Below are 22,768 nucleotides of genomic sequence, written 5' to 3'. Positions count from 1 at the left end.
GGCTCCTCAGAACTGGAAGTAAAGGAACGGCGAGAAGCTCTGCGCCGAAAGTTTGAGAATCGAAGCGATGAACAGCAGCAGGATCAGCGCACGCATGGCGTAGCGAGACCAGTCGGCAGTCCAGTAGGCCGGTTGCACTTGGGCGTTGGTACCGACGGTGTAGCCAGGCAGGTTGATGCTGCCAGGTGCGTCGCCAGGTACAGCCTTGATGGTGCCGGGCTCTGCGGTCGCCGGGCCGTCGGCCTTGGGCTTGTCGCTTTCCGAGCGGCCCTGGTAGAAGTCGCGCAGACCGAAGAACGCCAGAGTTGCGTAGGCCAGGATCAGCGTCGCCACTTGCAGGCCGGTCAGGCTTGCACGGTTGAGTTCCGACAGGTTCCAGTCGCCGAAGCTGAACATGGCGCTGTACATGCGGCCTGCAACGTGCAGGTTTTCAGCGCGGAAGATGACCCAGCCGATAACCACCAGCAGGAAGGTCAGCGCCCAGCGGATCGGGTTGAAGCTGTAAGGCTTGGTGTTGATGCCTACTGCTTTTTCGATCGCCAGCCACATGCCGTGCCACGCACCCCAGATCACGTAGGTGATGTTCGCGCCGTGCCACAGACCACCCAGCAGCATGGTCAGGAACAGGTTGCGATAGGTCGCGATTTTGCCGCCACGGTTGCCGCCCAGCGTGATGTACAGGTAGTCACGCAGCCAGGTGGAGAGGCTGATGTGCCAGCGACGCCAGAACTCGGTGATCGATTGGCTGATGTAAGGTTGTTTGAAGTTTTCCATGAAGCGGAAACCCATCATCAGACCCAGACCGATTGCCATGTCGCTGTAACCGGAGAAGTCGAAGTACAGCTGTGCGGTGTAGGCCAGCGCACCCAGCCAGGCATCGCCTGTGGTCGGGTTTTCCAGCGCGAAGCAATGGTCGGCGACAATGGCCAGGGTGTCGGCGATGAACACTTTCTTGATGAAGCCCTGCATGAAGCGCGTGCAGCCTTCGGAGAACTTGTCCAGCGTGTGCGTACGGTTGTTGAACTGGTCAGCCAGGTCACGGAAACGCAGTACGGGGCCTGCGATCAGGTGCGGGAAGATCGCGACGAATGCAGCGAAGTCGATCAGGTTGCGCGTGGCTGGTGTATCACCGCGGTAGACGTCGATGATGTAGCTGATGGACTCGAAGATGTAGAACGAGATACCGATCGGCAACAGCACGTGGGTCAGGATGAAAGGTTCCAGGCCCATCGAGGTCATGGCAGCGTTGATGCTGTCCACACCGAAGTTGGCGTACTTGAAGTAGCCCAGGATACACAGGTCTACGCCCACGCCGAGCAGCAGCCAGCGCTGCGCCGGTTTGGTCCTGACTCCGCTGGCCCCGATCTGCAGGCCGATCCAGTAGTTCCAGACAGTGACGGCGATAAACAGCGCCAGGAAGTCTATACGCCACCAGGCGTAGAAGATGTAGCTGGCGATCAGCAACAGCAGGTTGCGGTAGCGTTGCCCGCTTATGTAGTACAAGCCGAAGAAAATCGGCAAGAACAGAAACAGGAACACGTTGGATGAGAAAACCATCCTTATCTCTCCGTTTGTCCAACATTCAAGGGCTCAAAGCCCCCCCAAACCCCCCATGAAATTCGGGGGGGTAAAACACTAACGCTACCTATCCTGTAGGAGCGGATTCATCCGTGAAGAGGTCAGTATCTTCGCGAATGAATTCGCTCCTACGTGTTCGTCACGAACCGCCTTTGTCACCTTTTTCATGGGACGGGTCGTAGACTTTGGTCAGGTCGCCGCCCAGACGGAACGTCTTGAACGGTTGCATCTCATGCTTGTGTTCGATCACATCCGGGCTGCAGTTGTAGAGTGAGCAGAACGGCTCGAGCCAGGCGAATTTCGGATCTTTTTTCAGCTCGCTCATGTCCTGCTTCACGCCACCGCGGGAAGAGAAGTTGTCAGGGTTCTTGACGCCGGCGAGTACCAGGTCACCCAGACGTTTGAGCGCGCCGTTGTTTTCATTACGCAAATCGATGCCATTGGCCAGGGAGAAGCTTGCGATCATGGCCAGTGGTGGCAGGGCGTAGTTGTGATACGCGAGTGCGCGCTGACGACGCTTGACTTCGTTGGGCAGGAAACCGTCCTTGTCGATCTGGAAGGCAGCGATCTTGTATTCCTTGACGGCCCAGTCGAACAGGTCGCGGCGGTTGGTGGCGACAGCGGTCGCCATCACCGACCAGGCGGCCCAGTACGAGTGGTTGTTGATCTTCTCCATGGGCAGGTTGCTCCAGTCACTGACCACTTGGTCGGCCAGCTTGCTGAACCAGGCCTCGATGACTTGAGTCTGCTGCTGACGGTTGGCCAGAGGGCGCGACTCGGAGAACTTCAGGTGCAGATAGGACGAGGCCATGCTGCCCAGTGCCCATTTGCGCATGGACTTGCCGGTGTGGTTGAACTCACGGGACTCCAGCGCATCGGCCTGGGCCCAGGTGGTGAGCATGTTCAACGCACAGTCGAGTTGTTCCGGGCGGCCGTCACGCATGTACTGCATGACGACTTTGCTGATACCGCGCTCAAGTGTCGTGATGTCTTTGGTTGCATCGCGAAATGCTTCTTCGGACTCTTCATTGAGCGTGGCCCGAGCCTTGTCGGAGCCTTCGTACTTGCTGCGAAACACCAGCTTGTCGGTGTAAGGCTTTGGCACGACATCACACTGGAAATCGTGGCTGCCGGTTTTCATTTTCTCGATAGGCGCCAGGTAACCCTGGGGGGGAACCAGCGCTGTGTTGGCGGATGCGCCCGATACCCATGCCATCGATGACAGGATTGCCATCGACAGCAGGGTAGGGCGTATCAGTTTCGGAGTCTGCATAAGTCACCTCATAGTCCGGCTTGAGCGGTGTGTTGCGCGCTGCCAGGGAACGCATTGCGCTTGCATACTTTTGCTTCGACTTTCAGTGGTTCTGTTCCGGCTTCCGGGCCCTGGATTTCAAGAGCGAGCAATTGTTGGTTTGCCCAGTCTTCGTCCTCACGCAATTCAAAGGCGAAACGTCCGTCGGTATCGGCGGTGTCCGGCTTCTCGATTTTCAGGTCCTCGTGACGACCGTTCATGTACCAGAGTCTGGCCTGAAGGGTTTTCACCGAGGTGTCGTCGAACTTGATATCGATCTGGTTCTGACTGTTGCGGATGTCCTTGATGCCATTCTTGCCGTTGACCAACACTTCGTTGTTGCCCGGCTTGAGAGTGGTGCTGGCGCTCATCACCGCAGGCTTGCCTTCGCAGCCGTTATCCAGCAGTGCCATCATCTGGCGGTAGATGGTTTCCTGGTCCAGGCGATACAGCGGCGAGAATTCCCAGATCAGGATCTTCGGTGGACGCTGCTGGAAGTCTTCGCTGCCCAGGTACTGCAGCATTGCGCCTTCCAGACCGCCACCAGGGAACGCCACGTTCAGCACATCGGCACCGATGTATTCCTGGAGGAATCCACCGAAGTTGTAGTTCTTGCCGCTGTGACTGGTACCGACTAGGGTGATTTCCGGGTTACCGGAATCGCCGAACAGATCGCCGTCACCTGCTTCGCCCTTGGGCTCGGTGGTGAACTGATCCATGTACTGAATCGCGTAGCTGGTGCCGCACAATTGACCAGCCATGTTGTGCAGGGTTCCGGTCTTGCCCATGCGTCCGGACTTGTGACTCTCGAATTCACGCTTTGGAATGTCGGCGTAGCCCGGGACTTTCTTCACGGTTTCGGCAACGATTTTCGCGGTGCGTTGTGCGCCGTACGGTGTCCAGTGCTGGTCGCCGCGGAAGTAGAAATCATGGGCCTGTTGCTCGTTGGTTAACGGCGACAGGTCGGGCACCCAGTAGCCCATCTTGCTGAATCGACCGAGCATGGCCTGATAGTTTTTCAGGGCCTTGTCGTAGTCGAATTTGTCGCGATCGGCAGGAAACAATTTGTTGCGATCTACCAGGCCGCGAGTCGGTTGATAGACCATCACCAGCTCCACGCCTTTGCTCTTGAAAGCCTCGTGCAGTTCTTTCAGGCGACGATAGCCGGCGGGCGTCGTGTCGAATTCGGTACGCAGGTCTTCCTGGGTACGGAACAGCCAGTCGCCCTCGGCCTGGATCAGGGTGGTGAAGTTCTGCTGATAGCGCGTGGTGTAGTTCTTCGCGTCATGGGCAGCAGGGCACAGGCTGCAGCAAGGCTCGGCCGTAAAGGTCGGCGCTTGCGAGTCATCTGCGCGAGCCGCACCAGCGGCGGCCATCAAGGCGGCGGTCAGGCTGGAGAGGCTCAATAGCTTGATCAGTTTGGCGTGCATAAAAATACCTTTCCTCATTCCCGCAGTTCGGTCTGGCTTTCAACGGGGTCGATCAATACGGCTTTCTTCTGACGTATCAGCAGGTCAAGGATCTCGTCCTGACGTTCACCCAGGATGCCATTGAGGCTGATGCCTACTTGTTTGGTCGGGGCGAGCATCGATACGCGATAAAGCTCCACGCTCAGGGGCGAGTCGATGGACAGCGGGCCGGAGCCGTTGCTGGTCAGCTCGCCACCTACCAGGATCAGCGACACTTCGGCGTCGAAGGGGTCCAGGGCGATGTCGCGGTCGGTATTGGTCAGGTCCTTGATGTGTCCGTAGACGCCCATCAGGCCGTTGGCCATGGCAACGTTTTCATAGAGCTTGATGTTCACGCTGTTACGCACGCGGATACCGTGACGGCGGTTGGCGATGACGCGGTTGCCCCACAGCAGGTTGTTGCCGCTTTCGTACAGGGTGATGCCGTCGGTGTGGTTCTGGTAGATCTCGTTGTAGGCGACGATGTTGTTGACGCTGTTACGGTCCAGTACCACGCCTGAGAGTTTGTTGTTGTGGCTCTTGTTGCGGAAGATGAAGCTGTTGTCCACTTCCCGGGAAATGATGATCCCGTGCTTTTTGCGGGTCCCGTAGACTTCGTTCTCGGCAATGATCAGGTTGTGCGAGCGGTCATGGGGGTCAATGCCATAGACGATGTTGTCTTTGTAGGTATTGCCCTTGACCACGAAGTCGCGGGTCTCGTAGCAGTAGAAGCCGTACCACAGGTCAAAGAACTCCGAGTCGACAATCCAGCCGGTCGGCTCGGGGCGCTTGAGGATCTTCGCGGTGTTGGGTGTGTACTGGGAAATACTGATGCCGTAGGACTTGCTCTGGTCATAGCCCATGCTCGACATCTTGGTATTGGCGATCCAGGTTTCGGAACCGCCCCAGGTCAGCAGGAATGGCCGGAACTCGTCAGGCTTGCGATACAGCGCCAGACCGTTGCGCTCCTCACTCCAGGCGTCGACCCTGGTGTGAGTGATGAGCAACTTGCCTTCGCTGACCAGGAACGAACCTTTCTCCTGAGACAGGCGCAGTTCCCTGGTTCTCTTGTCGATCTCGAAGATGCCGGTTTCCTTGACCAGGATCGGCAGGCGAGCGATGTACACGCCTGGCGATACTTCGCTCAGAAACTGCTTCGGCACTTTCCTGGCCAGGTCCTGCAGGCTCACATAACCGTCGGAAATCATGATGGCCTGCGGGATGCCGCGTTGGCGCACAACCCATTCGGCCATCTTGTTATCGCCGCCGATGAACTCCTTCAGGCCCGTTTCTTCCATCATGCGCGCCACGGTGACTTTACCCGGCTTGCTACGATCGATCTTTTTCAGGGCCGCTTCAGCGGTGTAGCCGCTGATGTCCGGCAGTACAGGCTTTTCCATCGCCAGCGGCTCGATGGGCGCGCTGCTGACGGTGTAGCTCTTGGCCTGTTGCAGCTCCTTGACGATCGCCTGGGAGGCGACCGGCGCAGTGTTGGCCAGCGCAGCAGTGCTGGCCATCAGCAGCGCGCTGCTCAGCACTGCGCTTTCGAGCAGGGCGTGAGGCCAGGTGCGGTTACGCACATTGCTTGCTTGACTGTTCATCTCATCGCACTCCTTTGGCGGTTCGCATCAGAAGCGCCAGATGACGTCGACAATGGCGCGGTGCATGTATTCATCCACGCCGTTGTGGTAAGCGTCGCCGGGCTTGAAGACACCTGCACGCAAGCGCACCAGTGCCGAAGGTTCGTCGATCGACTGGCTGACCGACGCAGGCAGCAGGCCCTGTTTGAAATACTTGGTGACGACCAGATCCATTTCCTGACCCAGATCCTTGCGGCCGTCTTCCAGCGGCAGGGAACTGAAGGTGTTGGTCGGTATGCCGTTGGCATCGACGATTTCGCGATTCGGGTTGATGCCCGCGCCGCCGATACCCGAGTTGCCGTCCACGCGACGGAACTTGTGGTAGATCAGGGAAGCGTCGTATTCGTCGTTCATGCGCCACGATGCGAACAGCGAGCCGGTTTCCACGTTGGCCATTTCGCCCTGGAAGGCTTCACCGAAGCGGTGAATCCGCGAGCGGGTGCCTGTCCAGTTGGAGCGGTTACTTTCCAGACCGTTCTGGACGTAGTCCTTGCTGGCGCGCGAGTAGGCGGCACCGACTTGCCATTGCGGATCGAGACGCAAACGAATGCCCAGGTCCGTGGCCCAGCCGTTGAGGTCATTGCTGGTTTTCTGGCCGGCAAGGTACTGGTCGGTGGCCGGGTTGTAGATGGCACCGATTTCGTCGCGATTACCGGTCATCGCGGTCAGGCTGCCCCAGTAGTTGACGGTGTTGGTATTGCGATGGTTGTAGGCATCGCTGTCAGCCGTCAGACCCAGCCAGGTCAGGTCGCCATTGGACGTCTTGTCCAGGTCGTCCAGGACTTCGTTCTGGTTCTTGAGCTTGCCGTCGTCCTGGCTGTGGTGTGCACGGATACCCACCCATTGGCCAGGTGTCCACTGGTAGCTGGCCGAGCCGAACAGGTGCAGGCGGTCTTCATCGTCCGGAGCCAGTTCGGTCAGATCGGTGCGGTATTCGCTGAAGCGTTGTGCAGCGCCCAGTTCGGCACGCAGCAAGGTGGTGTCGAAGGTCCAGTTGATGGCTTCGATGTTGGTGTCGTGCCACTGACCATCATCGTTGCGCAGACGCTGGCGACCTACCTTGAGGATTTCGCCAGGGTAGGGCGTGAAGCCGCTGTAGCCGATCCAGAATTCACGCAGTGCCGCGTAGCTCTTTTCGACTTCGCGCTCGCTGGAGTTGCCACGGGAGCGCTGGGTGCCGGTTTCGCCATTGTTGGAAGTGGTGGTCTGTTCCAGCGGGTCAGTCTGGATGGTGTCGGTGGCGGTCACCACCTGGCCCATGGCGTAAGCGCTCCAGTTGCCGCTCTGGCCGTAGACCCATGGACGCAGGTCCAGGCCCAGGCCCTGTACGTCACCGCCGGAGCGGGTGCCCAGGTCGCGGTCGTCTTCGGACTGAGCGCTGACCTTTACTTCGATACCGAAATTCTGTTCTTCAGTCAGCGCAGCCAGTGTCGGGCAGGCCCACAGCAGAGTAAAACCTAGGCCCATGCCGGCGGCCATCAGGGCATTCAACTTCATAGCGCTTCCTCACCGTCTTTTTCTTCTGTCAGGGTCTGAACCAGTACGTTCTGTCTGGCTGTTACGCCCCGAACCTTTTGTTCGCGTTGCAGCAACCCTTGGGCGGCGGCGCGTTTTTCAGGCGGTAGTTGAGCATCCAGTACCTGGGCAAGCTCGGTGGCTTGCGGTGTGCCTTGAGCCAGTGCCAGCTGGCCGAAGACCCAGGCGTTGACCGGGTCGGGCTTGGTGCCCTTGCCTTGTGAGAACAGTTGCGCGATGGCGAAATCGGCGCTGTTCTGGCCGCCACGGGCGGCGGTCAACAATTCATCCAGAGCCTTCTGTGGGTAGACTTCACCCAGATAGCCGCGACGGTAGATCTGACCCAGGTAGTAGTGGGCGGAGAGTTCGGTCGCTGCGGCTTTCTGCAGGTGCTCTTCGGCTTTCTTGGCGTCGGCCGGAACCCACTTGCCTTCGTAGTAGAGACGGCCCAGCAGCAGTTCGGCGCGGGGTTGGTCCGCAGCACGACCGTTGTCCAGGTATTCCATCATCTTGTTCACGTCACCCAGTTCAGGGAAGTCGTAAAGCAGTTTGGCCAGGGTGACCCACGAAATCGGGTAGCCGGGTGCGATATCTTCCAGCAGTTGCTGGGCAGTCTTCTCGTCCGGAGTACCGATCTGGCTGTCACCCAGCACACGGGCTACGCCGTCCACTCGCTGAGCACCGACGCGACCCGAGGCATGTGCGCTCTTGAGTTGCTCGATCAGTGCTGCCTGCTGCTCGGTCTGGCCGCGTTTCTGGTAAACGGTGGCCAGTTCGACGTAGCAGATATCGGTGCTGTTGAGTGCCTGCTTGCAGATGCTTTCGACTTCATCCAGGTGCTGGTCATAAGTGCCCTGGGTGCGATACAGCAGCACCTGGGCCAGACCGGCTTCCGGATAACCCGTGGCGCGCCACTGGTTGATCTTCTGCTGGGCATTCACGTTCGGGAAGCTTTGCGGGTATTGCAGGTAAAGCATGGCCAGCGGCAGCAGGGTGCCCGACTCACCATTGGCAAATGCCTTGGTGAGCAGCGCTTCTGCTTCGTGGTGCTCGGCCACTGTGGCATCGGGCTTCACGGCCAGCAGACGCCCCAGACGCGATTGCGCCCGAGGAGACGTTTCGGCAGCGGCACGATAGGTGGCCTCTGCCTCTTTGAGCTGAGCCGGATCTCCGGTGCTGACCTGGATGTCGGCCAGGCCGACTTGTGCATCGCTGTAGCCCAGGTCCGCCAATTGCCGATAGTTCTGCTGCGCCAGTGCGGTGTCGCCGTTTTTAAGGGCTTCATTGGCGAGGCGTTGATCGGGCAGGCCGGCGCAGCCGCTCAGGCCGATCGCGACGGCGAGGCTCAATAGCGTGGGGGTCGACAGGCGTCGTAGTGGGCTGTTCATGATTACAGACCCGCAGCCATGGCTTTATCGATCAGCCAGTTAACGGACGGGCCACGGTCGCTGACGACTTCGACAGGACGGCCAGCCAGGCTGCTGCTCAGGCTTTCGTCAGGCTGGATCTGTACACGGATGTCAGTGGACAGGTCGGTGTTGCTCAGGTTGCTGCTGCTGATGATCTTGCCGGTACGCAGTTGATCTTCGCCAGCGATCTGGAAGCTCACAGGAGTACCAGGCTTGACGTCGTTGAACTGGCGATAGGTGAAGCGTGCTTCGACAGTGGCAGGTGCGTTACGTGGCACCAACTGGAAGATCACCTGGCCTTTGGAGGCGAACTGGCCATCGGCAACCAGTTGACGAACCACAACGCAATCGCAAGGGCTGGTCATGGTGCCGCTCATTTGCTTGCCATACAGCTCTTCGATCTTGGCCGGTTGCAGGTCTTCACCGGTCAGGCTGCCCTTCAGCATTTCCAGCATGCTGGTGTTGAAGGTTGCCAGCGGTGCGCCTTTGGCGGCATCGCCATTGACCTGAACCAGGCTTTGCACAGTACCTTCGCGAGGCATGGTCACGTCCATGCTCGGCACCGATACCAGACCGGCCGAAGCGTGGCTGACGAAGTACAGGCCGTAGACGGTCTTGAAGATGAAGCCGAAGGCCGCCAGACCGACGATGAAAATACCCAGGCTGAAGGTCACTGCACGCAGACGACCCAGGGCGCTCATGCCTGTGGTTTCTTTCTTGTTCTTGCGAGCCTTGGTGAAGTTGTCACGCTGCAGGGTAGCCAGTACTTCACCCATGCTGACGATGTCGCCGCTCAGGTGGGAAGTGATGATGTGGCGCAGTGTGGCGATGTCTTGTGCTTCAAGGTTCTGGAACTGGCAGCCGATGCGCCCGCTGGAGCTGATGGAGCGCACTTGCATTTCGACGTCCATGGCCAGGCCGAGGTTGTCGATGAGGAACTGCAGGCGACCCTTGATGACTTCGCCTTCGGTGATTTTGACGTTGCTTGGGGCAACGAAGCTGAGACCACCGGCCGACAGGTCTTCGACCCGGACCAGAGGAGCATTCTGCTCACCGTTGAGCAGGCGCAGCTTGGCTGGAACCTTGACCCGTGCGTGTTGGCGCTGGGCTTCGGATTCATGTACGACGTTCGCATTCACGGCTGTATTCATGGCTAATTTTCCTACTTGAGCAATTGATTCATTGGCCCGGTCACACCATCGTCAGCAGTACTGCGACGAAGATGGTGCCAGCTGAAAAAGTCATGGTTCGGGACGACCAGGTGTTGAACCAGCCCTGAAAGCTGGCCATGTCGCGGCTTAGTTTCGTGTCCTGACGGGTCCAGGACTGTCGATCCAGGCGGAAGAAAACGTAGATCTTCATCAGGGCGCCGACGATCTGGTTGTAATAGAGAATGATGGGGTAGGCAGGCCCTATCCTGTGTCCCGAGCAGGACAGCAGCAGTGTCAGGATCAGGCGGGTCATGCCGATCCACAGCAGGTACATCAGGATGAATGCGCCGCCATACTTGAAGCTGGCGATGATGGCGACGGTCAGGCCCAGGATGGATGTCCACATCGACACACGCTGGTCGAACAACACAACGCTGGTGAACAGACCCAGGCGACGAACGCCCAGACCCAGTGCGCGGGAGTTCTGACGCAGGTTGTTGCCGTACCAGCGGTACATCAATTTGCGACTGGCCTTGAGGAAGCTTTTCTCTGGCGGGTGTTCAACGGTGTTGATGGCGGCATCGGGTACGTAGAACGTGTCGTAGCCCAGACGCATCAGGCTGAACCAGCTCGACTTGTCGTCACCGGTCAGGAACTTGAAGGTCCCCAGACGCCAGTGATTGAGCGAGTCGCTCTCCACGTCGGCAATGAACTCCGGGTCGGTTACCACGGTGGCGCGGAATACCGACATGCGACCGGTCATGGTCAGGACGCGCTTGGACAGGGCCATGGAGCACATGTTGATGTGGCGCTGGGCGAAACGCAGCTTGTGCCATTCGCTCATGATGTAACCGCCACGAACTTCACAGAACTCGTTGGTGGTCAGGCCGCCGACGTTATCGAACAGGTGGAACCACGGAACGGTCTTGCTGACGACGCCTTCATTGAGCACGGTGTCGCCGTCGATCACTGCGACCACTGCACGATCATCGGGCAGGTGACGCGAGATGGCGCGGAAGCCATAAGCCAGGCCGTCGCGCTTGCCGGTGCCAGGGATACGCACGAAGTCCAGCTTCACGCGCTCAGGCGGGTTCATCTTTGTCCAGAGACTCTTGACCAGCAGCTCATCCGACATTTCCACCAGCGAGCAAACGATGGTGGTCGGCAGACCGCAGTTGATGGCTTCACGAATGACCGAGCTGTACACCTGGGCGGTGGTCAGGGCTTCGATACGAAAGCTGGTGACCATCAGAAACACATGGGATGGATCTGCAGCCTTGCCCAGCTTTTTCAGCTTGCGGCGCAAGTGTGGGTAGACCACATACAGAAACAGCATCCCCCGCACAAAGTGCGTGATGCCCATGGAGTAGCGCCAGATGCCGACGGCGCCAATCAGGAAAATAAAGTTCCTCGACTGTGAGTCGAAGATACTTGTAGGCAGTGCAGTTGCGATGCCCATTAATAAACTGAGGTAAAACAGCCAGCCCGCGGCCTCTAGTAGGCCGTGCTTTAGCCTGTCCATATCCATGATCTGTATCCCAAAGTCAGTTGCAAGCACCAAGCCCCAGGCTGCAAGCGGTAACGCTTGAGCTTGTGGCTTGGTGCCTGGCGCTTGCGGCTGATTTACCAGCAGATACCTTCAGCGCGACCGTCTTCGCTGGTCGGCTTGGACATGAAGCCCACCAGGTCTACAACGTGCTTGCCGTGTGGAGTCTGGTCGGCCAGGGCGCGGAAGCGCTCGTCACCGTTACCCAGGATGATCACGTCGGAGTTGTTGATGACCTCATCGAAGTCCGAGTTCAGCAGGGACGACACGTGAGGGATCTTCGACTCGATGTAGTCTTTGTTGGCGCCGTGTACGCGAGCGTATTCGACGTTGCTGTCGAAGATGCTCAGGTCGAAACCTTTACCGATCAGCATTTCGGCCAGTTCGACCAGCGGGCTTTCGCGCAGGTCGTCGGTGCCGGCCTTGAAGCTCAGACCCAGCAGGGCGACTTTGCGGGTGTCGTGGCTGGCCACGATGTCGAAAGCGTTCTGTACCTGGGAGACGTTGCTGCGCATCAGGGAGTTGAGCAGCGGTGCTTCCACGTCCAGGCTGCCTGCACGGTAGGTCAGGGCGCGAACGTCTTTCGGCAGGCAGGAACCGCCGAAGGCGAAGCCTGGGCGCATGTAGTACTGGGACAGGTTCAGTTGCTTGTCCTGGCAGACCACTTCCATCACTTCACGACCGTCGACGCCGACTGCCTTGGCGATGTTGCCGATTTCGTTTGCGAAAGTGACCTTGGTGGCGTGCCACACGTTGCAGGTGTACTTGATCATTTCGGCAACGGCGATGTCCTTGCGGATGATCGGTGCGTCGAGTTCTTCGTACAGCGATTGCAGAACGTCACCGGAAGCCTTGTCGAACTCGCCGATAACGGTCATTGGTGGGTGATCGTAGTCTTTGATCGCGGTGCTTTCGCGCAGGAACTCAGGGTTCACTGCAACGCCGAAGTCGACGCCGGCTTTCTTGCCGGAGCAGTCTTCCAGGATCGGGATCACAACGTTGGCGACGGTGCCCGGCAGTACGGTGCTGCGGACCACGATGGTGTGACGGGAGGTCTTGTCACGCAGGACATAACCGATTTCACGGCATACCGACTCGATGTAGTCGAGTTCCAGGTCGCCGTTCTTCTTGCTTGGCGTGCCTACACAGATCATCGACAGGTCGGTGGCGCGGATGGCTTCGGAGAAGTCCGTGGTGCCGCGCAGTTTGCCGTTGCGAATGCCCTGCGCCAGGAGGTCTTCCAGGCCTGGTTCGACGATAGGCGATTTGCCGCTGTTGATAAGGTCGATCTTGGTGTTGGAGATATCCACACCAACAACATCATGACCACGTGCAGAAAGGCAACCGGCACAGACTGCACCGACATAACCCAAACCAAAGATGCTGATACGCATCGTACTCTCCTCGATTTTTCACGCCATAAAGTTGGCTGGATATTAATTTTGGCCAGCAGATGTCACACGCGAGTCAGTAGGGCTTCTAAAAGCCACTGAACTAACGCAGGCATATTTAATTAATGAGTGCCAAACAAAGGTGGCAAACTCAATGGCACTAAGTGCAAGTGGCAGGTCCCCTGATCGGGCCGTGCTCTCTTGTGTGTGGCAAACCACTCCTTGTATAGCGATCCTCGGCAGGTCGATCTGCAAGCCTTGGCTTTGACGATCTGGAGCCCTGCTCTATACACCGTTCACGGTGTTCGCTTGTCTACCTGACTCAATTAGTGATGTGAGTTTAAGTTCAGAGTCTTAAGTAGTGATTCCGCAGAATTACACTGGATCTCTGGCAACTTCCTTTTGCTCTCGCTGCGCTGTAAGTGATCTCTTACAGGGTTGTCGAGAATTGTTACGGGATGTAGGAGCCTATGGATTCGGGATTAGTTCCGGGCCGCTCGTCCTGTTTTTGAGAATTTTTCCGATCTGCTTTTGGTAGTTCATACTTTCAAAATGATGGCACTCTTGTTGGAGGCCTTATCAATAAAGGGGTTCCCGAGCGGCGATATTTTTTTGCCATTACAGGGAGGAGGCGCAGTGCCACTGCTCAAAAAAGTTGTCTTTTTTTCGAGAAAGTTCGTTTTGAAAATGAACGCCGCGTGGAGTGATGTTTATCCGGCGTCACAAAAATGGCGTAAAAGGTTTGAAATAGAGCGGCTGGCTTGCGTAGCGCCCCTGGCACTACGCAACATTGACGCCATCACTGCTCTGGAGTGTCGCGCAGGAAGACCAGTTTGTCCGTGGTCGATTGTTCGGAGCTGTAGCGGTAACCCTGCACATCGAATTCCTTCAATGCTTCGGGTGTGTTGATCTGCTCGGTGATCACAAAACGGCTCATCATGCCGCGGGCTTTCTTGGCGTAGAAACTGATGATCTTGTACTGGCCGTTTTTCAGATCCTTGAATTCGGTATCGATGATGCGGGCTTTTAATGACGAGCGTTTGACTGCGGAAAAATATTCGTTGGATGCCAGGTTCAGCAGCAGGTCATCGCCCTGACCGGCCAGGGCCTGGTTCAGCCATTCGCTGATGCGCGTGCCCCAGAAGGCATAAAGATCCTTGCCACGGGCATTGGCCAGCTTCGTCCCCATTTCCAGGCGATAGGGTTGCATCAGGTCCAGAGGGCGCAGCAGTCCATAAAGGCCGGACAACATGCGCAGGTGATCCTGGGCGTAGGAAAGCTGGGCATCGCTCAGTGTTTCGGCCTGCAGCCCGGTATACACATCGCCCTTGAATGCCAGTATCGCCTGTTTGGCGTTGTCGGGCGTGAAGGCCGGCGTCCAGCTGCCGAAGCGTGCCGCGTTCAAGCCCGAGAGTTTGTCGGACAGGTGCATCAGCTCGCCGATCTGTGCGGGTGTCAGCTCGCGAAGCTGAGTGATCAATGCCTGGGAGTGATCCAGATATTGCGGCTGGGTGTAGCGTGCGGTGGTCGGCGGGGTCTCGTAGTCGAGGGTTTTCGCTGGGGAAATCACCATCAGCATGAAGTCGTCTCCTTTAATCGTCGGCCGATTCTATGGGGTGATGGCGGATGACTCCAGCTATGGTGGCGATAGATGTGTTCATGGGCCGTGGCTTTGTAACGCGCAGGACATAAGACACTGCCCCGGATCAGCTATAGTGCCGCGCGGGTGATGGCATTGATATTGGATCGAGAGGGCATTGGTTTTGCGTATCGTTTTAGCAGTTTGCGCGTGTCTGTTCTGGTTTGAAGCTCAGGCGGCGGTGCCTGAAGTTGCCACCATTGATCGCAGCGTATGGCCCGAGCGTCTGGAGACGCCGGCCTTGTTCGATGTTGCCTCCCGTGCCGAGATCCTGGCTTTCGCCCATGCCTTGTCCGTCAGTGAAAACCTGGGCGAAGAAGGGCTCAAGCAACGCCTTGGCCTTCGTTATATCAACGTGCCGTCGTTGAACGTGGTTCGCCACCGCCTGTGGCTGCGCCTGCTGGAGAACTATCAGGCGGCCCAGAAGAGCTGTGAGGAAGATGCGAACTTCTGCGTGCTGGTCGAGGACATGGAGCAACTGCGCCAGCGCGCCGAGGAATATCAGGTTTCACCCGATTCCTTCTATACCGCCTGGGCCAGACCCAGTGCGGTCTTCCACGAGCGGTACCTGAACGAATTGTTGTACATGGCCGCCCTGTTTCCGCAGACCAGTAGTGAAATCGAGCGCTACAACTCCGATGAAATGAGCGGCGATGAAATGCCGGATCGCACCTTTGTGCTCAATTTCGACAGTGGACCGAGCCCGGCAGATGGCAATACGGACTGGCTGGCCGACTTCATGCGTCAGCAAAAAATGACGGCGACCTTCTTCGTGCTGGGTAAAAGCCTGCAGGCGCGCCTGGAAAGCAGCTCGGCCGCCAGTCTGCAGGCGCTCTACCGGCAGCAGTGCGTGGGGATTCAAGGCTGGGAGTATCGCTCCCACAGTAACTGGGTCGACTGGCAGGATTCCGTGCAGCGCAGTGCCGCCCTGGTCCAACAGGTTCTTCCGGACAACTTCGTACCGCTGTTCCGACCGCCTTATGGCCATCGTCGTGCTGACAGCGGCGAATACTTCCGTTCGCAGCATTTGCGAGTGTCGCTGTGGAATATCGACTCCCAGGACGCCATGGGGCGTCTCTCGGCCCAGCAGGTGGGTGACCGGGTGCTGACCCTCATGCTGCTCTGGCGCAAGGGCACAGTGGTGTTCCATGACATGGGCAACAAGGCGCAGTCGGCGTTGCCGTTGCTGCTGGCCAATACCGCACAAAGCGAACTGATCTGGGATGACTGCCGGAATTTCTCTGAAACCCAGGAGGAATAAGGGGTTGAGGGTATAAAGCGGAGAGGGTGGGGCAGGTTTTTTCGGCCAATCCTGCCTGAGGTGACTTCCGACTGTAAACGTGCCGACGGCACTCGCCAAGCGCTATTCGTCATACTGTGAAATAAACTTCAAAAAACTGTCAAAGAGCTTTTTTCTGTCATCGGTTTTGCTGTATTACGAGAACAGACCGCCGAAACCTGCAACACAGGTGGCGTCCTCAACGACCCATCTTGAGCAACATTCTTCCCTGCCTCAAGGGAAGGAACCGGCGGCCTTTTCGTGGCGCAGCTTTGTAGTGGTTCTGCGCCACCTGGCTTCTATAAAGGTGAGCGAGTATGGATGATCACGGACGCAACCCTTCCACTAACCAGCCTATCCTTTACGTGCTCGATACCAACGTATTGATCCATGATCCAAACGCACTGCTGAATTTCGAAGAACACCGCGTAGCCATTCCGATGACGGTTCTGGAGGAACTGGACAAGCTCAAGGACGGCAAGCATTCAGTCGCTGCGGAGTGCCGGCAGGCGATCCGCCTGATCGACAAGACTCTGGGGGAAGCCTCACCGGAAGAAGTCGAAAAAGGTGTGCCTATCGACCGTGGCACGGGCGTATTCAAAGGCTTCCTGTCGATTCTGATGAGCCGACGCGAGGAACCCAACAGCCTTCTTCCCGAGCATTTGAACGACAACATCATCATCAACCAATTGGTCGACCTGCACGCCCGCGACAAGGACTTGCGTCTGGTGCTGGTGACCAAGGACATCAACATGCGCCTCAAGGCGCGAGCCTGTGGCATTGCCGCCGAGGATTACAGCACCGACCAGTTGGTGGATGACGTCTCGCTGCTGTCGCGTGGCTACCACGATATTCCGGGCTCGTTCTGGGACCGGGTCAGCAAGGTCGAAACCCGTCAGGATCATGGCCGCACCTGGCATCGCGTGCAGTTGAGCGAAAGCCTGCCCGCGGTTCACATGAACGAGTTCATCATCGACGAGCAAGGCTTCGTCGGCTGGATCAAGGGCGTGCGCAGCGACGAGCTGCTGATTCTCGACATGCATCAGGAACCCTTGCTGCATCAGGAAGCCTGGGGCCTGAAACCTCGTGATATCTACCAGGGGTTGGCGCTGTTCGCGTTGCTCGATCCGGATATCCATCTGGTCAACCTGTCCGGCGCGGCAGGTTCGGGCAAGACCATCCTGGCGCTGGCCGCTGCCATCGAGCAGACCATGGTCAGCAAACGCTATCGCCGCATCATCGCAACCCGCAGCGTGCAAGGCCTGGATCAGGAAATAGGCTTCCTGCCCGGCACCGAAGCGGAAAAAATGGAGCCATGGCTGGGGGCGATCACCGACAACCTCGAAGCCTTGCACATGGATGACGAAAACACCCATGGCAGCGTGGATTACATCCTCAGCAAAGTGCCGTTGCAGTTCAAATCCCTGAACTACATCCGGGGCCGCAGCTTCCAGCAAAGCCTGATCCTGATCGACGAGTGCCAGAACCTGACACCACACCAGATGAAAACCATCATCACCCGTGCCGGTGCCGGTTCCAAAGTGGTCTGCCTGGGTAACCTGGCGCAGATCGACACCCCTTACCTGTCGGCCACCAGCTCGGGGCTGACCTACCTGACGGAGCGCTTCAAGGATTTCCCGAACGGCGTGCACATCACCCTGCAAGGGGTTCCACGCTCGGTACTGGCTGAATATGCCGAGAGTCATCTGTAAAGCAGCGGTAAGCGGTAAGCGGTAAGTTGCAAGCTGCAAGCTGCAAGCTGCAAGCGAGAAGCCAGAACGTGGTTCGCTTGTAGCTTGCAGTTCTTGCCGCTTGTAGCTTGTGCCCTTGGCTAACTACAATCGCCTCTCCTGTTCAGGAGTAAGGTTGTGCTGACTCATCTCGATTCCCAAGGTCGCGCCAATATGGTCGACGTCACTGACAAAGCCGTGACGTCCCGTGAGGCTGTGGCTCAAGCGCTTGTGCGCATGTTGCCTGAAACCCTGAAAATGATTGTCAGCGGTGGTCATCCCAAAGGGGATGTGTTTGCCGTTGCACGTATTGCCGGTATTCAGGCAGCGAAGAAAACCAGTGATCTGATCCCGCTCTGCCATCCGCTGATGCTCACCAGCGTCAAGGTCGAGCTCAGTGCCCAGGGCGACGATGCGGTGCTGATCGTTGCGCGCTGCAAGCTGGCCGGGCAGACGGGTGTGGAAATGGAGGCCCTGACCGCTGCCAGTGTGGCTGCGTTGACTATCTATGACATGTGCAAGGCGGTTGATCGCGGCATGGTCATCGAGTCGGTGCGGCTGCTGGAAAAACTCGGCGGCAAGAGTGGTCACTTCATCGCCGAAGAGCCGGGAGCTGCGCAATGAGTGTGCAGGTTCAGTATTTCGCCCGTTACCGTGAAGCGCTGGGGCTGGACGGTGAGCGTGTCGAGGGCACTTTCTCCACCCTGGACGAACTGCGCCAGCACCTGCTGCTTCGTGGTGAGGCCTGGCAAGTGCTGGCCGAGCAGAACCTGATGTGCGCCCGCAATCAGGAGCTGTGCCAACTGGATGAGCCGCTGGTGGATGGCGACGAAGTAGCCTTCTTCCCTACGGTGACCGGAGGCTGAGCATGGTGATTCGCGTGCAAGCGGAGGCGTTCGACCCTGGTGCTGAAGTCAATGCGCTGCATGCGGCCAATGTCGGTATCGGTGCGGTGGTGAGTTTTGTCGGTTACGTGCGGGATTTCAACGAAGGGCGTGAAGTCTCGGGCATGTTTCTGGAGCACTACCCAGGCATGACCGAAAAGGCCTTGGCAAAAATCGTTGCAGAAGCCGAGCAGCGCTGGCCATTGCTCAGGCTGGAAGTGCTGCATCGGGTCGGCGCCCTGGAACCCGGCGAGCCTATCGTGTTTGTTGGCGTTGCCAGTGCCCATCGTCAGGCCGCGTTCGAGGCCTGCGATTTCGTCATGGACTACCTCAAGACTCGCGCACCGTTCTGGAAGCGTGAAAACACCGCCGAAGGCCCGCGCTGGGTCGAAGGGCGGCATAGCGATCAGGCAGCGGCGGATCGCTGGAAATGAGTGGGGGTGTTCGCGAATGAATTCGCTCCTACGAGGTGCGTAGGAGCGAAGAAGGTCAGGCCTTGTTGCGCACCACAGCCCGCAACAACTCGGTCGGTGGCATTTCGCAGCTGATCTTGTGACCCAGCTTCTCTTCGATGGCCGGGAGCTGATAGGAATCGTCTTCCCCGGCAAAGCTGATCGAAACGCCATCGGCGCCCGCACGGCCTGTACGACCGATCCGGTGTACGTAATCGTCCGGCACTTCCGGCAGGGTGAAGTTGATCACGTGGCTGATGCCATCGATGTGAATACCGCGGCCTGCGACGTCTGTCGCCACCAGAACCCGGATCTTGCCTTCGCGGAAACCTTCCAGGGTCTTGATCCGTTTGTGCTGAGGAACATCGCCTGACAGTTGCGCGGCGTTTACGCCGTCACGTACCAGACGCTCCTCGATGCGGCGCACTTCGTCCTTGCGGTTGGCAAAGACCATCACCCGTTCCCAGCCGTTGTCGGTGACCAGGTTGTACAGCAGCTTGTACTTGTCGGCTGCAGCCACCGCGTAGATATGCTGTTCGACGTTGCTGTTGGCGACGTTCTCGGCTTCGATTTCGACGATGGCCGGGTCGGTCGTCCATTGCTTGGCGAGGTTCATCACGTCATCGGTGAAGGTCGCGGAGAACAGCAGGGTCTGGCGCTCGCCCTTGTGCGGGGTCTGGCGAATGATCTGGCGGACCTGCGGGATGAAGCCCATGTCCAGCATGCGGTCGGCTTCGTCGAGGACCATCACTTCGACCATGTCCAGATGCACTTCACCGCGCTGGTTGAAGTCCAGCAGGCGTCCCGGTGTCGCAACCAGGATGTCGCAATGGCGTGCTTCGAGTTGCTTGAGCTGCTTGTCGAACTCCATGCCGCCCACGAACGTCATGACGTTGAGGTTGGTGTACTTGGTCAGCGCCGCGGCGTCCTTGGCGATCTGCACCACCAGTTCGCGGGTCGGGGCGATGATCAGGGCGCGGGGTTCGCCCATGTAACGCTCTTTGGGCGGCGGCGTCTGGGTCAACTGGGTGATGATCGAGATCAGGAACGCGGCGGTCTTGCCCGTACCGGTCTGGGCGCGACCGATAGCGTCCTTGCCCTTGAGGGTGTAACCCAATACGCCCGCCTGGATCGGCGTGCAGTACGGAAAGCCCAGGTCATGGATCGCGTGCATCAGTTCGGGGGCCAGGTCGAAGTCATGGAAGCGGCTTTTGCCTTCCTGGGGTTCGACGGCGAAATCTTCGAGCTTCCAGGCGACGACCGGCGGCTTGGGCGCGCGCTCTCGACGTGGACGTTCTGCCTTGGGCTTGTCGCTTCGGGCCTGCGCGGGAGCAGCGGGCTCCTTTGCCAGAGCTGGAGACTGGGCTGCACGATTCTGTGATTCGCCTTCAGGGCGAGTCGGGGATACGGGGCTGGATGCTGCGTGGTTGGGCGCGAGCTGCTCAGCCTCGCTTTTACCGAACATCTTTTTAAGTGCTTTGAGCACGGTCATCTCGTCAATTGATTAAGGAATGTACGCCGAGCAGTGTAATGCAAGAATCGGGCGCGGCGTAGTGTCATCCTTGGTTCGCTACAAAGGTGTCCGATCAGGGCGGTTCAAAGCTCTATTAAAGAAGACGTTACCGAAGTTTCTCGGCCAGCCAGATCTGGATGTCGGAAATTTCCTGGGGTAACACTTGATGACCCATTGGGTACTCTTTCCATTGTGCGGTTACACCCAGAGTCTTCAGGTACTCGTAAGCGGTTCGACCCATGGCGTTGTGGACCACTTCATCGTGAAAACCATGCAGGCACAAGGCCGGGATGCGTTGCTGACTGGCTGACAGCGTCATCTGGTCATTGAAGGTCGGCGCGTAAGTGGAGAGCGCCAGCACGCCGCCCAGCGGACCCTGCCAGCGTTTGTAGGCCGTGTGCAGCACCACGGCGCCGCCCTGGGAGAAACCGGCCAGGAAGATTCTTGCAGGGTCGATGCCGCTGTCGCGTTGTTGTTCGATCAGGCTCAGAACCTGTTGGGCCGAGGCTTCCATCTCATCGTGATCGATGGAGCGGGCTTCGGAGGTCATGCTCTTGATGTCATACCAGCTCGGCATTTCATAGCCACCGTTGACGGTGACAGCGCGTTTCGGGGCCTGGGGCAGGATGAAGCGCGTAGTACTCAGTGTTTCCTGCAGGGCCTCGGCGACGGGCAGGAAGTCATAGCGGTCGGCTCCAAGGCCGTGCAGCCAGATGACGCAGGCATCGGGTTCGGCGGTGGGTTGCAGGATCAAGGACTCGCTCATGAGTGCTCCAATAGTGTGCGTTGGTTGTTTTTCTGCGCATTAATTAGGTGCGTGCGCAGTTTAAAAGTGAAAGAAGATGTCGCAAGGTTACAAGTTTTCGACTTGACCTGTCGCTAATTCGACATCGCCAGCATGATGGTACGGCCTTTGCTATGAAACGTGTGGAGTCAAAGCGCTCACATCGATCGGTAACACTATTAGGCTACTACTTGTGACGATCGAAGGCAGCACGGGAGTCCATGCGTCAGGACTCTTGCCATGATTGATCCTGTACCGCTCTGGTCCGGGGAAAATACGGGGCTTTGGTAGAAGGGCTATAAATGAAGGGTGAATGTGAGTGATGAGAGGTTCTCATACTCGATTCATGTTTAACGCCCAGCGTCGCATGACCCAAAAAAAAGCCAGCACGGGTCATTAATGCCTCACAAGGGTGCGGCGTGACTGAAGACCCACACAATAAAGAGCACACTGGAGGTTTGAATGAAGATGTTGAAATCCACACTGGCGGTCGTGACAGCTGTAGCAGCACTCGGCGTGACCGGTGCAGCTAACGCCGGTGCCACACTTGACGCTGTCCAGAAGAAAGGTTTTGTTCAGTGCGGTGTCAGCGATGGCCTGCCAGGGTTCTCCGTTCCAGATGCTACAGGCAAGATTACCGGTATCGACGCAGACGTGTGCCGTGCCGTAGCTGCTGCCGTTTTCGGTGATGCGACCAAGGTAAAATTCAGCCAGTTGAACGCCAAAGAGCGTTTCACCGCGCTGCAATCGGGCGAAATCGACATTCTGTCGCGTAACACCACCTGGACCAGCTCCCGTGATTCGGGCATGGGCCTGGTATTCGCCGGCGTGACTTACTACGACGGTATCGGCTTCCTGGTAAACAACAAGCTGGGCGTCAAGAGCGCCAAGGAACTGGACGGTGCAACCGTTTGTATCCAGGCTGGTACTACCACTGAGCTGAACGTCTCCGACTACTTCCGCTCCAACGGCCTGAAATACACCCCGATCACTTTCGACACCTCCGACGAAAGCGCCAAGTCGCTGGAAGGCGGCCGTTGCGACGTGCTGACCTCCGACCAGTCGCAGCTCTACGCACAGCGCAGCAAGCTGGCCAAGCCTGACGACTACGTCGTTCTGCCAGAAGTCATCTCCAAGGAGCCTCTGGGCCCGGTCGTGCGTAAAGGCGACGAAGAGTGGTTCTCCATCGTTCGCTGGACCCTGTTCGCTCAGTTGAACGCTGAAGAAGCAGGCATCACTTCCAAGAACGTCGAAGCTGAAGCCAAGGCCACCAAGAACCCTGACGTTGCCCGTATGCTCGGCGCTGATGGTGAGTACGGTAAAGACCTGAAGCTGCGCAAGGACTGGGTTGTTCAGATCGTCAAGCAAGTAGGTAACTACGGCGAGATGTTCGAGCGCAACCTGGGCGAAGCGACCCCGCTGAAAATCAAGCGTGGCCAGAATGCTCTGTGGAACAAAGGTGGCATTCAGTACGCTCCACCAATTCGCTGATTGACCCGGCGCCCGACAGGCTTTCAA

The 22,768-nt window shown here is 58.0% G+C and carries 18 protein-coding genes; 6 read left to right on the top strand and 12 right to left on the bottom strand.

Annotation, left to right across the window (positions count from 1 at the left end; genetic code table 11):
• Window positions 1–6: 6 nt before the first annotated feature.
• The 10 genes from CKW23_RS04945 to yaaA form a co-directional block, all read right to left on the bottom strand.
• Window positions 7–1,557, bottom strand: coding sequence for an MBOAT family protein (locus CKW23_RS04945; protein WP_095067141.1), 1,551 nt, complete (start codon window positions 1,555–1,557; stop codon window positions 7–9).
• Between the two features lie 160 nt (window positions 1,558–1,717).
• Entirely contained in the window at window positions 1,718–2,851 is a 1,134-nt protein-coding gene (locus tag CKW23_RS04940) for a mannuronate-specific alginate lyase (RefSeq protein ID WP_095067140.1), read from the bottom strand.
• 8 nt (window positions 2,852–2,859) lie between these two features.
• Window positions 2,860–4,299, bottom strand: a complete 1,440-nt coding sequence (locus CKW23_RS04935; RefSeq protein WP_025258717.1) for an alginate biosynthesis protein AlgX — start codon at window positions 4,297–4,299, stop codon at window positions 2,860–2,862.
• A 14-nt stretch (window positions 4,300–4,313) separates the two neighbouring features.
• Entirely contained in the window at window positions 4,314–5,918 is a 1,605-nt protein-coding gene (algG, locus tag CKW23_RS04930; RefSeq protein WP_025258718.1) for a mannuronan 5-epimerase AlgG, read from the bottom strand.
• A 27-nt stretch (window positions 5,919–5,945) separates the two neighbouring features.
• On the bottom strand, window positions 5,946–7,454 hold the full coding sequence (locus CKW23_RS04925) for an alginate export family protein (protein WP_095067139.1): 1,509 nt from the start codon (window positions 7,452–7,454) through the stop codon (window positions 5,946–5,948).
• Window positions 7,451–8,860: an alginate biosynthesis TPR repeat lipoprotein AlgK gene (algK, locus tag CKW23_RS04920; RefSeq protein ID WP_025258720.1), complete on the bottom strand. Its 1,410-nt coding sequence runs from the start codon at window positions 8,858–8,860 to the stop codon at window positions 7,451–7,453. The genes CKW23_RS04925 and algK overlap by 4 nt, the downstream gene beginning before the upstream one ends.
• 2 nt (window positions 8,861–8,862) lie before the next feature.
• Complete coding sequence (locus CKW23_RS04915; protein ID WP_095067138.1) at window positions 8,863–10,032, bottom strand: alginate biosynthesis protein Alg44; 1,170 nt, start codon at window positions 10,030–10,032, stop codon at window positions 8,863–8,865.
• Between the two features lie 40 nt (window positions 10,033–10,072).
• The gene (alg8, locus tag CKW23_RS04910; RefSeq protein ID WP_095067137.1) at window positions 10,073–11,554 is read right to left on the bottom strand and encodes a mannuronan synthase; all 1,482 of its coding nucleotides are present in this window, start codon (window positions 11,552–11,554) and stop codon (window positions 10,073–10,075) included.
• Window positions 11,555–11,655: 101 nt separating this feature from the next.
• On the bottom strand, window positions 11,656–12,972 hold the full coding sequence (locus CKW23_RS04905; RefSeq protein WP_025258723.1) for a nucleotide sugar dehydrogenase: 1,317 nt from the start codon (window positions 12,970–12,972) through the stop codon (window positions 11,656–11,658).
• A gap of 796 nt (window positions 12,973–13,768) precedes the next feature.
• Complete coding sequence (gene yaaA, locus CKW23_RS04900) at window positions 13,769–14,548, bottom strand: peroxide stress protein YaaA (RefSeq protein WP_025258724.1); 780 nt, start codon at window positions 14,546–14,548, stop codon at window positions 13,769–13,771.
• A gap of 184 nt (window positions 14,549–14,732) precedes the next feature.
• Between yaaA and CKW23_RS04895 the strand changes: the two genes are divergently transcribed.
• From CKW23_RS04895 to moaE, 5 genes are all read left to right on the top strand, one after another.
• Window positions 14,733–15,869, top strand: a complete 1,137-nt coding sequence (locus CKW23_RS04895; protein ID WP_038400205.1) for a polysaccharide deacetylase family protein — start codon at window positions 14,733–14,735, stop codon at window positions 15,867–15,869.
• A gap of 335 nt (window positions 15,870–16,204) precedes the next feature.
• Window positions 16,205–17,599 (top strand): PhoH family protein, encoded by a 1,395-nt coding sequence (locus tag CKW23_RS04890; RefSeq protein WP_025258726.1) that lies wholly within the window; start codon window positions 16,205–16,207, stop codon window positions 17,597–17,599.
• Between the two features lie 156 nt (window positions 17,600–17,755).
• Complete coding sequence (moaC, locus tag CKW23_RS04885) at window positions 17,756–18,241, top strand: cyclic pyranopterin monophosphate synthase MoaC (RefSeq protein WP_025258727.1); 486 nt, start codon at window positions 17,756–17,758, stop codon at window positions 18,239–18,241.
• Window positions 18,238–18,483, top strand: coding sequence for a MoaD/ThiS family protein (locus CKW23_RS04880; RefSeq protein ID WP_025258728.1), 246 nt, complete (start codon window positions 18,238–18,240; stop codon window positions 18,481–18,483). Before moaC ends, CKW23_RS04880 begins: the two co-directional genes overlap by 4 nt.
• Before the next feature lie 2 nt (window positions 18,484–18,485).
• On the top strand, window positions 18,486–18,935 hold the full coding sequence (gene moaE / locus CKW23_RS04875; protein WP_025258729.1) for a molybdopterin synthase catalytic subunit MoaE: 450 nt from the start codon (window positions 18,486–18,488) through the stop codon (window positions 18,933–18,935).
• 55 nt (window positions 18,936–18,990) lie between these two features.
• Here the strand turns inward: moaE and rhlB are convergent, their stop codons facing one another.
• Both rhlB and CKW23_RS04865 read right to left on the bottom strand, forming a co-directional pair.
• Entirely contained in the window at window positions 18,991–20,445 is a 1,455-nt protein-coding gene (rhlB, locus tag CKW23_RS04870; protein ID WP_025258730.1) for an ATP-dependent RNA helicase RhlB, read from the bottom strand.
• A gap of 127 nt (window positions 20,446–20,572) precedes the next feature.
• Window positions 20,573–21,232 carry an alpha/beta hydrolase gene (locus CKW23_RS04865; RefSeq protein ID WP_025258731.1) on the bottom strand — a complete coding sequence of 220 codons (660 nt, stop codon included), beginning with the start codon at window positions 21,230–21,232 and terminating at the stop codon, window positions 20,573–20,575.
• Window positions 21,233–21,712: 480 nt separating this feature from the next.
• On the opposite strand from CKW23_RS04865, the gene CKW23_RS04860 reads away from it, so the two are divergent.
• Entirely contained in the window at window positions 21,713–22,741 is a 1,029-nt protein-coding gene (locus CKW23_RS04860) for an amino acid ABC transporter substrate-binding protein (RefSeq protein WP_025258732.1), read from the top strand.
• The last annotated feature ends 27 nt before the right edge of the window (window positions 22,742–22,768 follow it).

The organism is Pseudomonas sp. Irchel 3A18, from assembly GCF_900187465.1.
GTDB classification, from domain to species: Bacteria; Pseudomonadota; Gammaproteobacteria; order Pseudomonadales; family Pseudomonadaceae; genus Aquipseudomonas; species Aquipseudomonas cichorii.
Note: the sequence above shows the minus strand (reverse complement) of the source record. Positions and strands in the feature narration are given on the sequence as shown.

Bases quoted from the DNA above. Each gene is read 5' to 3' on its own strand.
- CKW23_RS04945 (WP_095067141.1), bottom strand. From the start codon at position 1,557: ATGGTTTTCTCATCCAACGTGTTCCTGTTTCTGTTCTTGCCGATTTTC.
- CKW23_RS04940 (WP_095067140.1), bottom strand. From the start codon at position 2,851: ATGCAGACTCCGAAACTGATACGCCCTACCCTGCTGTCGATGGCAATC.
- CKW23_RS04935 (WP_025258717.1), bottom strand. From the start codon at position 4,299: ATGCACGCCAAACTGATCAAGCTATTGAGCCTCTCCAGCCTGACCGCC.
- algG (WP_025258718.1), bottom strand. From the start codon at position 5,918: ATGAACAGTCAAGCAAGCAATGTGCGTAACCGCACCTGGCCTCACGCC.
- CKW23_RS04925 (WP_095067139.1), bottom strand. From the start codon at position 7,454: ATGAAGTTGAATGCCCTGATGGCCGCCGGCATGGGCCTAGGTTTTACT.
- algK (WP_025258720.1), bottom strand. From the start codon at position 8,860: ATGAACAGCCCACTACGACGCCTGTCGACCCCCACGCTATTGAGCCTC.
- CKW23_RS04915 (WP_095067138.1), bottom strand. From the start codon at position 10,032: ATGAATACAGCCGTGAATGCGAACGTCGTACATGAATCCGAAGCCCAG.
- alg8 (WP_095067137.1), bottom strand. From the start codon at position 11,554: ATGGACAGGCTAAAGCACGGCCTACTAGAGGCCGCGGGCTGGCTGTTT.
- CKW23_RS04905 (WP_025258723.1), bottom strand. From the start codon at position 12,972: ATGCGTATCAGCATCTTTGGTTTGGGTTATGTCGGTGCAGTCTGTGCC.
- yaaA (WP_025258724.1), bottom strand. From the start codon at position 14,548: ATGCTGATGGTGATTTCCCCAGCGAAAACCCTCGACTACGAGACCCCG.
- CKW23_RS04890 (WP_025258726.1), top strand. From the start codon at position 16,205: ATGGATGATCACGGACGCAACCCTTCCACTAACCAGCCTATCCTTTAC.
- CKW23_RS04880 (WP_025258728.1), top strand. From the start codon at position 18,238: ATGAGTGTGCAGGTTCAGTATTTCGCCCGTTACCGTGAAGCGCTGGGG.
- moaE (WP_025258729.1), top strand. From the start codon at position 18,486: ATGGTGATTCGCGTGCAAGCGGAGGCGTTCGACCCTGGTGCTGAAGTC.
- rhlB (WP_025258730.1), bottom strand. From the start codon at position 20,445: ATGACCGTGCTCAAAGCACTTAAAAAGATGTTCGGTAAAAGCGAGGCT.
- CKW23_RS04865 (WP_025258731.1), bottom strand. From the start codon at position 21,232: ATGAGCGAGTCCTTGATCCTGCAACCCACCGCCGAACCCGATGCCTGC.
- CKW23_RS04860 (WP_025258732.1), top strand. From the start codon at position 21,713: ATGAAGATGTTGAAATCCACACTGGCGGTCGTGACAGCTGTAGCAGCA.